Consider the following 13815-nt stretch of genomic DNA (forward strand, 5'->3'; position numbering starts at 1 on the left):
AAAACGTGTAACGAGGACTGGTCTCACCTCGACGTCCCAATTGGAATGTCGTCGGCGCGCCCGCCTCTGGGGAGATGCAGCGCGTCGCTCGGACGACGACCACATGGCTGGGGTCGCAGGAGCGGCGCGAGAGGAAGAAGACGACACATGACCGCCCCAAGGGGTTCGAGTGCCAGATCCCATCCGGTGCTTGCGCGAGTTCTGGCGCTGATTGTTTTCATGGCCGCGACATTGGTCCCGGCAGTTGTGTTCGGACCTGTCGCGTCAGCGGCACCCTGTGACGCACCGGTCACCAACCCGGTGCTGTGCGAGAACTCCAAGACAGGCGACACCAGCTGGGACGCCACCGGTGGCGGCGACCCGAGCATCGAGGGCTTCGCCACCCAGATGTCGGTGAACCTCGGTCAGACCATCAAGTTCAAGGTCAAGACCTCGGCCCCGTACCGCATCGACCTGTTGCGGCTGGGCTACTACGGCGGCGCGGGCGCCCGGAAGGTCGACTCGATCACGCCGACGCCGCGCAACCAGCCCGCCAACTGCGGCGGCGACGCGAACACCGGTCTGGTCGACTGCGGCAACTGGCTCGAGTCGGCGTCCTGGACGGTGCCGACGAACCTGGTGTCCGGTGTGTACGTCGCGAACCTGCAGCGGCTCGACCAGGACATCAACAACCACATCGTGTTCGTGGTGCGTGACGACGCCCGCAGCTCGAAGATGGTGTTCCAGACCTCCGACACCACGTGGCAGGCCTACAACACGTGGGGTGGCAAGAGCTTCTACGGCAGCCGCGCCCAGAAGCTGAGCTACAACAGGCCGTTCTCGACGCGCACCGACGTGCCGGACGGCCGCGACTTCATCTTCGGTTCCGAGTACCCGATGATCCGCTTCATGGAGCGCAACGGGTACGACGTCAGCTACATCTCCGGCATCGACTCCGACCGCTCGGCCTCGTTGCTGCTCAACCACAAGATCTTCCTGTCGGTCGGGCACGACGAGTACTGGTCGTCGCAGCAGCGCGCCAACGTCGAGGCCGCCCGTGACGCCGGCGTGAACCTGGCGTTCTTCTCCGGCAACGAGGTCTTCTGGAAGACCCGCTGGGAGAACAGCGTCGACGGCACCAACACCCCGTACCGGACGTTGGTGACGTACAAGGAAACCCACGACAACATGAAGTCCGACCCGAACGCGGCGTGGACCGGCACGTGGCGCGACCCGCGCTTCAGCCCGCCCGCCGACGGCGGCCGGCCGGAGAACTCGCTGACCGGTCAGCTGTGGACGGTCAACTGCTGCAGCTACGCGATCCAGGTTCCCGCCGACGACGGCAAGATGCGCTTCTGGCGCAACACGTCCGTGGCGAACCAGTCGGCCGGGCAGGTTGCGACCCTCGCACCCAACACGCTCGGCTACGAGTGGGACGAGGACGTCGACAACGGCTTCCGGCCGAAGAACATGATCCGGCTGTCCAAGACCACCCAGACGGTCGACGCCAAGATCCAGGACTACGGCACGAACGTGGCCCAGGGCGACGCGACGCACCGCATGACGCTGTACAAGGCGGCCAGCGGCGCGCTCGTGTTCGGCGCCGGCACCGTCCAGTGGTCGTGGGGTCTCGACAGCCAGCACGACGGCGCCGAGGTCGCCACCGACCAGCGCATCCAGCAGGCGACCGTGAACCTGTTCGGGGACATGGGAGTCCAGCCGGGCAGCCTGGAAGCCGGGCTCATCCCCGGTGGCGTCTCCACGGACGGCACCGCGCCCAACACCGTCATCACCTCACCCGCCGCGGGCGGCACCGTCCACAGTGGTGACACGATCACCGTCACCGGTACCGCGTCCGACACCGGCGGTCGCGTCGGCGGCGTCGAGGTCTCGCTCGACGGCGGCACGACGTGGCACGTCGCGGACGGCAGGGAGAGCTGGTCCTACACCGGTTCCATCCCGCGCACCGGCGCGCTGACGATCCAGGCGCGGGCGACCGACGACAGCCTCAACACCGACGCGAGCCCCGCGTCGGTGGGCGTCAACAGCAACTGCCCGTGCACGATCTTCCCGGACCTGTCGACCCCGAAGACGCAGGCGAACAACGACGCCAACGCCATCAACGTCGGCACCCGCTTCACCAGCGACACGCACGGCTGGGTCACCGCGGTCCGCTTCTGGAAGGGCGCGGGCAACACCGGCACGCACACCGGTGGTCTCTGGTCGGCGAACGGCCAGCTGCTGGCCCAGGCGACGTTCCTGAACGAGACCGCGGGCGGCTGGCAGATGGCCTCGCTCAACCCCGCGGTCGAGGTGCAGGCGAACACCCAGTACGTGGTGTCGTACAACGCACCCGTCGGCAGGTACTCGTCCGATTCGGACTTCTTCCGCAACAAGTCCTTCGACGCCTCGCCGCTGCACGCGCCCGCGACGACGGAGGCCGCCCCGAACGGCATGTTCGCCTACGGTTCCTTCGGGTTCCCGACGAACACCTACCAGGGCGGGCACTACTGGGTCGACGCCGTCTTCGACACCGTCGCCCCGCCGGACACCATCGCGCCCACCGCGACGCCGGTGTCACCGCTGAACGGCAGCTCGAGCGTCTCGCCGTCGACGACCGCCAGCGTGCAGTTCAACGAGGCGGTGCAGGTCGCGACGATCAACATGACGATGAAGAACGCCGCGAACCAGGCGGTGACCGGCAGCGTGGCCTACGACGCCGCGAACAAGATCGCGACGTTCACGCCGACCGCCGCGCTGGCCGGCAACACCACCTACACCACCTCGGTCACGGGAGCGAAGGACACCGCCGGCAACACCATGGCGGGCACCACGTCCTGGAGCTTCACCACGCAGAAGCCGGCCAACCCCGGTGTCTGCCCGTGCAGCGTGTGGGACGAGAGTGCGACGCCGCAGACCGTCACGGTCAACGACGCCGGCGCGGTCGAGCTCGGCATGAGGTTCCGCTCCGACGTGAGCGGCAACGTCACCGGCGTCCGGTTCTACAAGGGACCGCAGAACACCGGCGCGCACACCGGCCGCCTGTGGTCGAACACCGGCACGCTGCTCGCGACCGTCACGTTCGGCACCGAGACCACCGCGGGTTGGCAGCAGGCGCTGTTCAGCACTGCGGTGCACATCAACGCCAACACGACGTACGTGGTCTCGTACCAGACCTCCGGCTACTACTCCGCCACGTCCGGTGGCTTGAACGCACAGGTGGCGAACGCCCCGCTGCGCGCGCTGGCCAACGGCACCGACGGAGCGACCGGTGTCTACCGCTACGGCACGGGTGGCGTGTTCCCGACCAACGGTGGTGGCGCGAACTACTGGGTCGACACGGTGTTCCAGCCGGATCCCGACCTGACCCCGCCGACCGTGACCGCCACGTACCCCGGCAACGACTCGCGCAGCGTCCCGAGGACCACCCAGATCTCGGCGACGTTCAACGAGGCGATCAACCCCGCCACGGTGCAGTGGACGGTCACCGGTGGTGTCACCGGAACCGCGACCTACGACTCGACGACCCGCACGGCGAAGTTCCAGCCGACGAACCAGCTGAACGCGGCGACCACCTACACGGTCACCGTCAAGGCGAGCGACACCGCGGGCAACGCGATGCCGCTGACGAACAGCTGGTTCTTCACCACGTCCGGTGTCGGAGCCTGCCCGTGCACGCTGTTCAACGACAGCGTGGTCCCGGCGAGCCCGTCGGTGTCCGACACCAACGCGGTCGAGCTGGGCATGCGGATCACGCCGGACACCAACGGCTGGATCACCGGCGTCCGCTTCTACAAGGGCACCGGCAACACCGGCACGCACACCGGCAGCCTGTGGTCCACCACCGGCACGCGTCTCGCCACCGGCACGTTCAGCGGTGAGACGGCGACCGGGTGGCAGAAGCTGACCTTCGCCAACCCGGTGCAGGTCTCCGCGAACACCACCTACATCGTGTCGTACTACGCGCCGAACGGGCGGTACGCGGGTGACGTCAACTACTTCGGTGCCGACGTCGACAACGCGCCGCTGCACTCCCCGGCGAACGGGTCGTTGAAGAACGGTCTGTTCAAGTACGGCGCCGGCGGTGGTTTCCCGGTCGACTCGTACCAGGCGGGCAACTACTACGTGGATGCCGTCTTCACCAACGTGGCGCCTCCGGACACCACCGCTCCGACCGTCGTCTCGACCGCGCCCGCCAACGGCGTGACGAGCGTTCCGACCACCACTTCGGTGTCGGTCACGTTCGACGAGGCGATCGACCCGGCGACGCCGTCGGTGAACCTGGTGCCGACCGGTGGCGTGGGTGCCTCGGTCGCGGGCAGCAGCACGTACGACCCGGCAACTCGCACTTGGACGTTCACTCCTGCTTCGCCGCTGGCCAACGCCACGACGTACCAGGCGACCGTCTCGGGTGCCAAGGACGTGGCGGGCAACCAGATGACCGGCTCGGTCAGCTGGACGTTCACCACGGCCCTGCCGGACTCCAGCGGCTGCCCGTGCACGCTGTTCGCGGACTCGGCGACGCCGGTCATCAACAACGCCAACGACAACGGCCAGGTCGAGCTCGGCGTCAGATTCACCGTCGACCAGCCCGGTGTGGTCACGGGTGTCCGCTTCTACAAGGGCACCGGCAACAGCGGTACGCACGTCGGTCACCTGTGGACCTCGACCGGCACGCTGCTCGGCACGGTGACGTTCTCCAACGAGACCGTCGGCGGCTGGCAGCAGGCGAACTTCGCCACGCCGATCACGGTCGCCGCGAACACGCAGTACGTCGTCTCCTACTACGCGCCGAACGGGCACTACTCGGTGACGCGCGGCCAGTTCGAGTTCAACGGCGTGGACCGCGGCCCGATGCACGCGCCGAAGACGCTGGCGGGTGCTCCCAACGGGACGTACGTGTACGGCAACGGTGGTGGCTTCCCGACGAGTGGCAACGACGCGAACTACTGGGTCGACGCCGTGTACTCGCCGTCAAGCGGAACGCCGTCGGCTGCCTCGGTGCGGCCGGTGTCGTTCGGCAGGACGGTCACGCACGTGGCACGGGAAGCGGGCGGCCGGATGCTCGCCGTCTGGTAAGCGAAACGGAGGATGAGGTAGGTCGTGACTCCTTTGCTGGTCATGATGTCGGGAAAGCCGTGGGACGGAGTCCGTGGCGCTGACCGGCAGCAGGCAGAACAACTGACCAGGTACGCCGATGTGCTGTGGGTGGATCCGCCGATCTCGCCGGTGACACCCGCCCGGTACCGGCCAGGTGTCGGCAGAGGAGTCCGGCCTCGCCTCTCGGTCACACCCGAGGGCATCACTCGCCTCACCCCTGTGGCGTTGCCGGGGCTGTCCCGCCCCGGCATCCGTGCCACGACGTGGCCGTTGGTGCGAGCCCAGATCCGCTGGGCGTTGCGCCGGTTGAAGCGCTCACCGCACGCCGTCGTGTCGTTCTCGTTCGACGACGTGCTGGGCATGTGGGACCCGTCGGTCCGGACCGTGCTGTACGGCACGGACGACTGGGTCGCCGGCGGTGAGCTGATGGGCTTGGACCCGGGCTGGTTGCTCGGCGAGGAGAGCAGGGCTCTTCGTCAGGCACAGCAAGTGTTCGCGGTGACGCCGGAGCTGGTCCGCAGGTGGACCGGCCTCGGCGCACCCGCCCAGTTCCTGCCCAACGGGGTTCACGTGGACGCCTACTCCACTGTGGACTCCGCGCCTGTTCCGGACGCGGTGGCTTCGTTGGAAGGGCCGGTCGCCGGTCTCGTCGGACGCATCACCGCTCGGATCGACATTTCTCTGTTGGAAGCTGTCGCCGACACGGGGATGTCGTTGCTCATGGTCGGGCCGCGTGATCCGTCGTGGGAGCCGGAACGCTGGTCTGCTCTCGTCATCCGTCCCCGTGTGGTGCACGTGGACGAGGTGCCGTTCACCGAACTTCCCGGTTACTACCGGAAAATCGACGTCGGGCTCACGCCGTACCTGGACTCCTCCTTCAACCGGGCCTCGTTCCCGTTGAAGACGCTGGAGTACCTGGCGGCCGGACGTCCTGTCGTGTCGACGGATCTTCCTGCTTCGCGGTGGCTCGCTTCCGAGGCCGCCGACATGGTCACCATCGCGGCTCCGGGGGAGTTCGCCGCGGCCGTCGCTCATGCGGCCAGTACTGAACGCACTGCTGCGGCGGTTGCGTCCCGGCAGGAGTTCGCTGCCGAACATTCTTGGCGTCGCCGCAGCGACGCGTTCGCGGAGGCCATCGGCCTCTCGGAGAGGGGAGCTTCCGTGTCCGCCGAGAACTCTGTTGGGGGAGAGCGATGATCCCGGTGATGCGACCGCTGATGGGCGAGGAGGAAGCCCTCGCGGCTGCCGAGGCCGTGCGGTCCGGATGGGTCGCGCAGGGGCCACGGGTCAGTGCGTTCGAGGAGGCTTTCGCTTCGAGGGTCGGTGCCGCGCACGGTGTCGCGGTGTCGTCCTGCACCACGGCTCTGCACCTCGCGTTGCACCTGCTGGACATCGGTCCTGGCGACGAGGTCGTCGTGCCGTCGTTGTCGTTCATCGCGACCGCCAATGCCGTGCGGTACTGCGGTGCCACGCCGGTGTTCGCGGACGTCTCGGCCGAGACCGGGAACCTGACCGCGGAGACAGTTGCCGCTGTCGTGACTTCTCGGACGCGTGCCGTTGTGCTGGTGCACCAGGGCGGTGTGCCCGCTGACGTGAAGTCGTTCGAGGGCCTGGGACTTCCGATCGTCGAGGACGCTGCCTGTGCTGCCGGGTCGACGTATCACGGTTCGCCCGTGGGTCTCGGTGCCTCGCTTGCCGCGTGGTCGTTCCACCCGCGCAAGCTGCTGACCACCGGTGAGGGCGGCATGCTCACCGTGGACGACGAGGCTGTTGCTGTGCGCGCGCGGCGGTTGCGCGAGCACGGCATGAGCGTCAGCGCGGCCGATCGTCACGCCGGCGGTGGCGTTGTGCTGGAGGAGTACCTGGAGACGGCGTTCAACTACCGGATGACCGACATCCAGGCCGCTGTCGGGCTGGTGCAGCTGGGACGGCTGGACACGATCATCGCTCGCCGTCGTGAGCTGGCGGCTCGGTACCACTCGTTGCTCGCCCGGATTCCTGGCCTGCGCACGGTGTCCGACCCCGCTTACGGCACCACGAACTACCAGTCGTTCTGGGTCGAGCTGCCCGAGGACTGCCCGGTGGAGCGCAACGAGGTGCTGAACCGGTTGGCGGCCAAGGGTGTCTCGGCGCGGCGGGGGATCATGGCGTCGCACCTGGAGCCCGCGTACGCCGGGCACCCGCACGTGCCGCTGCCGGTGACCGAGCGGCTGACCTCGCGGACGCTGATCCTGCCGTTGTTCCACGAGCTGACCGCGGATGAGCAGGACCAGGTGGCCGACGCGCTGGAGCTCGCGTGTGATGCGCGGTGACGCCGTTGCTGCTGATCGGCGCCGGCGGCCTCGCGCGTGAGGTCATCGCCGCGATCGCGGCGGTGAACTCGGTGCGGCCCACGTTCGAAGTGCTGGGGCTGCTCGACGACGCGCCGGACAAGCACGGCAGCGTCGTGGACGGGGTCGAGGTGCTCGGGCCGCTCGACCTGGCTCGTTCGCACCCCGACGCGCAGGTGCTGATCTGCACGGCGAGCTCGTCGAGGCAGGACAGCAGGATGCGGATCTCGCGGCGGCTCGGGTTCGACGACTCGCGCTACGCGACTTTGGTGCACCCGCAGGCTTCGGTCGCGGCCGGTACCGAGCTCGGTGCGGGCACGATCTTGCTGGCCTGTGCCGTGATCACCGCGCCTCAGCAGGTCGGGCGGTTCGTGGTCGCGATGCCGCACGTGTTGCTGACGCACGACGACGTCGTGGCTGACGGTGTGACACTCGCTGGTCGTGCGGCGCTCGCGGGCACCGTGCGCGTGGGGGAGAGCGCCTACATCGGCCAGGGCGCTCTGGTTCGTGAGGGGCTGACGATCGGCGCCGGTGCGTTGGTGGGCATGGGAGCGGTGGTGCTCAACGATGTTCCTGCCGGGGAGACCTGGGTCGGTGTGCCCGCGCGGCCGCTGGAGGTGACGGTGTGAAGGTTCTCGTGTTCGCCCACCGCCTCGAACTCGGCGGCACCCAGACCAACGCGATCGAGCTCGCGGCCCGGATCCGTGACACCCACGGCCACGAGGTGGTTCTCTTCGCCGCCCCCGGCCCGGCCGTCGCTTTGGCCGAGCAACGCGGCCTGCGCCTGATCGAGGCCCCCGACGCTTCCCGGCATCCGTCCTTCACGGTGGCGCGGGCGTTGCGGGCGGCGGTGAAGGCCGAGAAGCCCGACCTGATCCACGTGTGGGACTGGCCGCAGTGCTTCGACGCGTACTTCGTCGAGCACCTCGTGCACGGAATCCCGTTGTTCACCACGATGATGGGCATGGTCGTGCCGGGATTCCTGCCGCGGCACCTGCCCACCACGTTCGGCACGAAGCAGCTGGCCGAGGACGCCGCGCGGATCCGGTCCGGCGAGGTCGACCTGCTCGAACCGCCCGTGGACGTGGACTTCAACGCACCCGGTGTGGTGGATCCGCTGCCGTTCAAGCAGAAGTACGGGCTGCTCGACGAGCGGGTCAACCTCGTCACGGTGTCGCGGCTGACCGAATGGCTCAAGCTCGAGAGCCTGCTGCGCAGCATCGAGGCCGTCGACCTGCTGGCCAAGGAGCGGCCGGTCCGGCTGGTGATCGTGGGCGAGGGCACCGCGGCGGCGAAGGTCGCGGAGCGCGCTCGCGAGGTGAACGACCGGCACGGCGCCGACGTGATCGTGCTCACCGGCGGGCTCGTCGATCCGCGCCCCGCGTACGAGGCGGCGGACGTGATGCTCGGCATGGGCGGGTCGGCGCTGCGCACGCTGGCGTTCGCGAAGCCGATCGTGGTGCTGGGGGAGAAGGGCTTCTCGCTGCCGTTCACCCCCGAGACGGTCGGGTACTTCCGCCAGCACGGCTACTACGGCCTCGGCGACGGCACCGAACCCGTCACCCTTCTGGCCGACCAGATCCGGCCGATGCTCGACGACGCTTCGTTGCGCGCCGAGTTGGGTGCGTTCGGTCGTGAGGTCGTCGTGGAGCACTACGGGCTCGACCCGGCGGCGCGGGGTCTCGAACGTCTCTACCAGCGGACCGTAGCGGAATCGGTCTCGCGAACGACGTCCGTGAAGGAAGGTGTGCGGACGGCGGCGATGCTGGCCGCGCGCGGACTCCCGGAGCCGGTGAAGAACGGCCTGCGGGCTGTCAGACGGAAGCTGTCATGAGCGAGAGGGCAATCCCTGTGAACATCCCGCTGGTCGATCTCGGCCTGCAGCGCGACCGCATCGCCGCCGAGGTCGAGGAGGGGTTCGCTCGCGTTCTGGCGAAGACCGCCTTCATCGGCGGCCCGGACGTGACGGCGTTCGAGGAGGAGTTCGCGGCGTTCACCGGGACCGCGTACTGCGTCGGCGTCGCGAACGGCACCGACGCCATCGAGCTGGCTCTGCGCGCCGCGGGCATCCGTGACGGCGATCACGTCGCGTTGCCCGCCAACACCTTCGTCGCCACGGCCGAGGCCGCCGTCCGCGCCGGCGCCGTGCCGGTGCCGGTCGACGTCGACCCCGCGCACCTGCTGATGGACGCCGACGAGTTCGCGCACATCGCCCCTCGCTGCCGGGCCGTCCTGCCCGTGCACCTGTTCGGTCAGCTCGCGCCGATGAACGCCATCCGCGCGGTCGCCCAGCAGCACGACGTCCTGGTCATCGAGGACGCCGCGCAGTGCCAGGGCGCCACCCAGAACGGCACCGGCATGGGCGGCTTCGGCGTCGCGGCGGCCACGAGCTTCTACCCCGGCAAGAACCTGGGCGCGTTCGGTGACGCGGGTGCCGTCGTCACGCAGGACGAGGAGATCGCGCGCAAGCTGCGGCTGCTCGCGAACCACGGCAGCGACAAGAAGTACTCGCACCCGGAGCTGGGCTTCAACTCGCGCCTCGACACGCTGCAGGCCGTGGTGCTGCGCGCCAAGCTCAAGCAGCTCGGCGCGTGGAACAAGGAGCGCGCGGCCGCCGCCGATCTCTACGCCGAGCTGCTCGCGGACGTGTCCGAGGTCCGGCTGCCCGGTGTCGCCGACGGCAACGAGCACGTGTGGCACCTGTACGTCGTGCGCGTCCGCAACCGCGACATGGTGTTGAAGCACCTCAACGACAACGGTGTGGGTGCGGGCATCCACTACCCGACGCCGGTGCACCACACCGGCGCGTTCGCCAAGTACGGCCGGCCCGAGGGCTACCCGGTGGCCGAGCAGGCGGGGGGCGAGATCCTGTCGTTGCCGCTGTTCCCCGGGATCACGCGGGAACAGCAGGAGCGCGTCGTCGCCGTTCTCAAGGAAGCGGTGGCGGCTCATGGCTAGCGTGCATCCCCTCGGCCTCAACGAGTCCGACACAGTCGGCGAAGGCACCCGCATCTGGGCGTGGGCCCACGTGCTGCCCGGCGCCGTCGTCGGCAAGGACTGCAACATCTGCGACCACGCGTTCGTCGAAGGCGGCGTCGTGCTCGGCGACCGCGTCACGGTCAAGAACGCCGTGCTGCTGTTCGACGGCGTGAACGTCGGCGACGACGTGTTCCTCGGCCCCAACGTCGTCTTCACCAACGACCTCAGGCCCCGCGCGCACATCAAGAAGGGCCCCGAGGCCCTCCTGCCGACCCGCGTCGAGAACGGCGTCACGCTCGGCGCCGGCACCACCGTCGTGTGCGGCACCAAGATCGGCGCGCACGCGTTCGCCGCGGCGGGCGCGGTGATCACCAGGGACGTTCCGGCGCACGCGTTCGTCGCGGGCAACCCGGCCAAGGTCCGGGGCTGGGTCTGCGAGTGCGGTGAACGGCTGCCGGAGGACCTGAGCTGCGAGTGCGGCAAGGCGTACCAGAAGGCGGGCGACGGGCTGGTCGCACGGTGACCGCCACGGTCAGCGCGCCCGCACGCACCCGTCTGTCCTTCTTGGACGGTGTGCGCGCGCTGGCCGCCGTGTACGTGGTGCTGCACCACATCTGGTTCACCGTCTACCCGACCTACCCGGTCAACACCGGGCCGCTCGTGCTCGGCTGGCTCGTCTACGGCCACCTCGCCGTGGCCGTCTTCATCGTCGTCAGCGGCTTCTCGCTCACGGTCGCGCCGGCAAGACGCGAGTACGAGCTCGGGGGAGTGCTCCGGTTCATCCGCAGACGCGCCTGGCGGATCCTGCCGCCGTACTGGGCCGCGCTCGGGCTCAGCGTGCTGGTCTTCGGCCTGATCACCCCGGAACTGACCGGCAGGGCGATCACGCTCAAGGGCGTCCTCGCGCACTTCTTCCTCGTGCAGGACGTGGTCGACAGCCCGAAGCCCAACGGCGCGTTCTGGTCGATCGCCATCGAGTGGCAGATCTACTTCCTCTTCCCGCTGGTGCTGTGGTTCCGCCGCAAGCTCGGTCCGGTGTGGATGGTCGCCATCTTCACGACCGGCGTGATCGCGTCCCAGCTCGTCGGTGAGAACGTCGACCCGCTCCACGGCCTGCTCAACTTCACCCCGCAGTTCCTCGCGCTGTTCGTGTTCGGCGTGGCCGCGGCGGACGTCGTCAGGTCCGGTGAGGTCCCGCGCTGGATCGGCTGGGCCGGTGCGGCGTGCTACGCGGCGTTCGTGATCACCGCGGTGGCCATGGGCTCGGTCTGGGTCGACCACGCCTACTTCTGGATCGACCTGCTGCTCGGCGCGGGCACGGCGGCCGTCCTCGCGGCACTCGCGGGCGGCCACTTCGAGCCGTTGAAAGACCTGCTGGCGCACAAGATCTTCAGCGGCGTGGGGCTCTTCTCCTACAGCGTGTACCTGGTGCACCTGCCGTTGCTGTGGCTCACCGACCACTTCGTCGTGGAGCACCTCGTCAGCGACACGTTCGCCCGGTTCGGCCTGCTGCTCGTGCTCGGCCTCGCGGTCGTGCTCGGCGGCTCGTACCTCTTCCACCGCGCCTTCGAGCGGCCGTTCCTGGAGAACCGGTCGTGGGCAGTGCTCAAGACCTCGATAAGAGGGCAGAAGTGAGCCCAGAAAAAGGCGTCGAAGAGGAGAACCTCGGCACCCTCGTCAAGAAGGGGGTGCGCTGGAGCTTCGCCAGCACGCTGCTCTCGCGGCTGGCGAACCTGATCTCCGGCATCATCCTGGCGCGCGTGCTGACGCCGAACGACTACGGCCTGTTCGCCGTCGCCACGGTCGCGCTGGTGTTCCTCATCAACTTCAACGACCTCGGCCTCGAACAGGTCCTCGTCCGCTGGCCCGGTGACGTCTCGAGGATCGCGCCGACCGCGGTCACCGTCATCTTCGGATCCAGCTGCGCGCTGTTCGCGGTCTTCTTCACGGGCGCCGGTGTGTTCAGCCGGTCACTGGGCGCACCGGAAGCGACAAGTCTGGTTCAGGTCCTGTCGTTCGCGATCCTGATCAACGGCGCGCTGGCGGTGCCGTCGGCGATGCTCACCAGATCCTTCCGCCAGGACCTGCGCACCTACGCCGACCTGACCGGGTTCGTCGTCACGACCGGCCTCACGCTCGTGCTCGCGCTGACCGGGTTCGGCGTGTGGAGCCTGGTGTGGGGGCGGCTGGCGGGCAACCTGATCAACGGCCTGCTGCACCTCTTCTTCACCCCGGTCCGCTACAAGCCGGCGTTCGACCCGAAGGTCGCCGGGGAACTGCTGAAAGACGGCCTGCCGCTGGCCGGGGCCACGATCCTGGCCGTCGCCATGGTCCAGGTCGACAACATCGTCATCGGCAGGCTCCTCGGACCGGAGACGCTCGGTCTGTACGTGCTGGCGTTCAACCTGTCGAGCTGGCCGGTCACGCTGCTGTCCATCCCGGTGGCGCGCGTGAGCGTGCCCGCGTTCGCCCGCCTCCAGCACGACCTGGCGTCCCTGCGGATCGCCTTCGCGCGGTCGATGGGCCTGCTGATGGCGGCGGCCGTGCCGATCTGCGGCCTGCTCGCGCTCATGGCCGGACCGGCGATCCGCGTGCTCTACGGGGACAAGTGGTCGGCGGCGTCGACCGCGCTGATGTTCCTCGCGGTCCTCGGCCTCGCCAGGGTCGCCCTGCAACTGTGCTTCGACGTGCTCATCGCCGTGGGCAACGCCCGGCAGACGCTCGCGCTTCAGGCGCTGTGGGTCGCCGTGCTCGTGCCCGCCCTGGCTCTCGGTGCCCACAGCGCCGGCGTCAGGGGTGTCGGCATCGCGCACATGGTCGTGGCGGTCGGGGTGATGCTGCCTGCCTTCCTGTTCGCGCTCAGAGGCCTGGGAGTGCGCCCGCTCACCCTCGCTCAGGCGGTGACGAGACCGGCACTCGGCGTGTTCGCGCTCGTGCTCGTCCCGCTCGTCGTGACCCGCGTTCTGGATCACGACCTCGCCATCCTGTTGATCGGTGGCATCGGCGGACTGCTGCTCTACCTGCCGGTTGTCGCCCCGATGCGCCACTCGTTGGGGGACTTGAAGAACCTCGAACCGGCGAGTTCCGGACCTTCGTGATCCCACGACGTGGCACGACTCACCCTGTGCACGTGCAAATGTTTGTTGATGTACTACTGACGGGGAATTCGCTGAGAGAGCGTTCGCGGCGGCCCAGATCATTTTCTGTGCTGACCTGCGGTCATTCTTGAAATAGATCAACCCGTTCAGGTGATGGCTATTTCGGTTTGGTAGCGGTGAAATGGCCCAACTAGGCTGAACGGCCTAATGCACGGCCTTCTGGCCTGGGTTACCGTCCCCCTGCCCAAAACGGTAACCGCCAGATAACGAGATCGTTCTCGTGATGTCCCGGCCGCGGGAGATCCACGATCGAAGTCGGCGGCCCGAAC

General features: G+C 68.5%; 9 protein-coding genes. All 9 read left to right on the forward strand.

All coding sequences use genetic code 11. The annotated features are described in order from the left end of the window. The first annotated feature begins 219 nt into the window (after positions 1 to 219). From ABZ345_RS23275 to ABZ345_RS23315, 9 genes are read left to right on the forward strand one after another with little or no spacing between them, the layout of a single operon-like run. Positions 220 to 5058 (forward strand): DUF4082 domain-containing protein, encoded by a 4839-nt coding sequence (locus tag ABZ345_RS23275; RefSeq protein WP_359852304.1) that lies wholly within the window; start codon positions 220 to 222, stop codon positions 5056 to 5058. Between the two features lie 24 nt (positions 5059 to 5082). Beyond that, positions 5083 to 6276: a glycosyltransferase gene (locus ABZ345_RS23280; RefSeq protein WP_359852306.1), complete on the forward strand. Its 1194-nt coding sequence runs from the start codon at positions 5083 to 5085 to the stop codon at positions 6274 to 6276. Beyond that, the gene (locus ABZ345_RS23285; RefSeq protein WP_359852309.1) at positions 6273 to 7391 is read left to right on the forward strand and encodes a DegT/DnrJ/EryC1/StrS family aminotransferase; all 1119 of its coding nucleotides are present in this window, start codon (positions 6273 to 6275) and stop codon (positions 7389 to 7391) included. The genes ABZ345_RS23280 and ABZ345_RS23285 overlap by 4 nt, the downstream gene beginning before the upstream one ends. Continuing rightward, entirely contained in the window at positions 7388 to 8038 is a 651-nt protein-coding gene (locus tag ABZ345_RS23290) for a NeuD/PglB/VioB family sugar acetyltransferase (RefSeq protein ID WP_359852312.1), read from the forward strand. The genes ABZ345_RS23285 and ABZ345_RS23290 overlap by 4 nt, the downstream gene beginning before the upstream one ends. Further along, positions 8035 to 9243 carry a glycosyltransferase family 4 protein gene (locus tag ABZ345_RS23295; protein ID WP_359852315.1) on the forward strand — a complete coding sequence of 403 codons (1209 nt, stop codon included), beginning with the start codon at positions 8035 to 8037 and terminating at the stop codon, positions 9241 to 9243. The genes ABZ345_RS23290 and ABZ345_RS23295 overlap by 4 nt, the downstream gene beginning before the upstream one ends. Beyond that, entirely contained in the window at positions 9240 to 10367 is a 1128-nt protein-coding gene (locus ABZ345_RS23300) for a DegT/DnrJ/EryC1/StrS family aminotransferase (protein WP_359852318.1), read from the forward strand. The genes ABZ345_RS23295 and ABZ345_RS23300 overlap by 4 nt, the downstream gene beginning before the upstream one ends. Then, positions 10360 to 10911, forward strand: a complete 552-nt coding sequence (locus ABZ345_RS23305) for an acyltransferase (RefSeq protein WP_359852321.1) — start codon at positions 10360 to 10362, stop codon at positions 10909 to 10911. Before ABZ345_RS23300 ends, ABZ345_RS23305 begins: the two co-directional genes overlap by 8 nt. Beyond that, entirely contained in the window at positions 10908 to 12023 is a 1116-nt protein-coding gene (locus tag ABZ345_RS23310; protein ID WP_359852323.1) for an acyltransferase, read from the forward strand. Before ABZ345_RS23305 ends, ABZ345_RS23310 begins: the two co-directional genes overlap by 4 nt. Then, positions 12020 to 13486 (forward strand): lipopolysaccharide biosynthesis protein, encoded by a 1467-nt coding sequence (locus tag ABZ345_RS23315; protein WP_359852326.1) that lies wholly within the window; start codon positions 12020 to 12022, stop codon positions 13484 to 13486. Before ABZ345_RS23310 ends, ABZ345_RS23315 begins: the two co-directional genes overlap by 4 nt. Positions 13487 to 13815 lie beyond the last annotated feature (329 nt).

Source organism: Lentzea sp. NPDC005914, assembly GCF_040629405.1.
Classification (GTDB): domain Bacteria; phylum Actinomycetota; class Actinomycetes; order Mycobacteriales; family Pseudonocardiaceae; genus Lentzea.